Genomic DNA, 1,562 nt, shown 5'->3' with positions numbered 1-1,562 from the left:
TACCCGAAACTGCAACGTTGCAGGAGCGGTATCACTCAATCCTGCAAAACTGCAGGAGATTGAACGGAATAAATGTGCTGCTTAAACGCAGTATTTTGGACAACTGGGTTGAAAACTACCGGTACTTATGCAGCGAATACCGCTGCTGGAGGTGTTCAGAAAACCACCGGATTTGCCGGATGATACAGGGCAGCTGGGTCTGGGATTTGGTTAACCGGACAGTAGTGTTCTGAGAACAATCAAATGAAGAGTAGAATTTATTCATATCGACGGCCTGTATCTGCTAACCTCTCGCGTTTATCGAATAGACAAACTTAAATGCAAGGAACGCAAAACGACCCAAACTACGTAAGACGCCTGAAACCAAAAAAGATTTTTTTCTGGTTCGTACGGCTGTTGCTGGCCATCATCTCTGCGCTGTTTATCGCGCCTTACGTTGCTATGTTTTTCCGTGCGGGTCGATACCTGTCATTTGCAGAAACGCCAATTGACATGTGGCTGAATCTGTCCGTGTTTCCACTCTGGTATCTGGCGCACTGGAAACAATGGTCCTGGCCTTTGGCTGGCTTAATGGCGACGGTTTTTGGTGCTCAAACAGCAGTACTGCTGCTCTATTTTTATCAGCTCCATACAGTCAGCCTGATCATCGTTCCCATTGCAATACTAGGCATACTGGCCATAGCTCGTCTGCCAACGCGCATGGACTGGATGGTTACTTTCCCTATCCTGTTCTGGGCTCACTGGTGCGGCCTTTGGGATATGAGTTTTGATACCGAGGATGCTTATCTGGAGCCTTGGGACAGTGTGGAAATCAGCATTTCAGAAGGCTATCTCAGATTACGGCCGCATGGTGTTATTCCTTACGACTACCCGTTCCAATCCTTTGATGGTCTGATCGATCTGAGCCAATGTAACCTGTCGCGACGCTATCCTGAGAGATCCGATAACCTGACCGGAGAATGTACCGTCGCAGGCTTTAACGTAGAGCTCTGGATACCAAAGAAGTCTATTGTCATAACTTATGACCAGCTGCCACGATTCCAGCAAATCGTTTACGGTGATTGCCACAAAAACGAGTGTTTAAGCCATAGCAGTAACAGTATTGGCTGTTATAGCAAACAGGATTTACGTTATATTCCTCTTAATGAAATTGAGTTCACTTGCGATACAGGCTGGTAAGCCGATAGGCATGGCTCACAGCTCCAATGCCTGAAAACCTTCGCAGTGAGTTCGCTCTGTTTCCTGTACAGATAGTGGTACAATCCAGAATCACCCTGACTGAATCTATCTAACGACCGCTTTATGCAATCCATCGCGCGCTACCCAACAGAGCAGTCGTACCGGGTAGCTCTGGCGGTAAGTATCGACGAAGCGATATTTCACTTCATTTCTTTCGCAAAGAAAGCGGAAGCTTTTTTAAAATCTCTTTCTCCATACGCACTCGTCCCTGCAAAAGTGGGCATTTCGTCAAGCGGCCCATTCCCTAGCCTGTTCCCATTCGAATTCAGACTCGTACGCCCCATCTATTACCCCTGATAACACCCAGAATATGAGCGCAAAAA

The 1,562-nt window shown here is 47.1% G+C and carries 2 protein-coding genes; both read left to right on the top strand.

Annotated features, from left to right (window positions below; translation table 11 throughout):
- Positions 1 to 233, top strand: a 233-nt coding sequence (locus WG929_RS20860) for a hypothetical protein (RefSeq protein ID WP_416207606.1), incomplete at its 5' end; no start/stop codon positions are given.
- 163 nt (positions 234 to 396) lie between these two features.
- Positions 397 to 1,179: a hypothetical protein gene (locus WG929_RS20855; RefSeq protein WP_416207605.1), complete on the top strand. Its 783-nt coding sequence runs from the start codon at positions 397 to 399 to the stop codon at positions 1,177 to 1,179.
- Positions 1,180 to 1,562: the final 383 nt, after the last annotated feature.

It is taken from the genome of Oceanobacter antarcticus, assembly GCF_044962685.1.
Classification (GTDB): Bacteria; Pseudomonadota; Gammaproteobacteria; order Pseudomonadales; family Oceanobacteraceae; genus Oceanobacter; species Oceanobacter antarcticus.
Note: the sequence above shows the minus strand (reverse complement) of the source record. Positions and strands in the feature narration are given on the sequence as shown.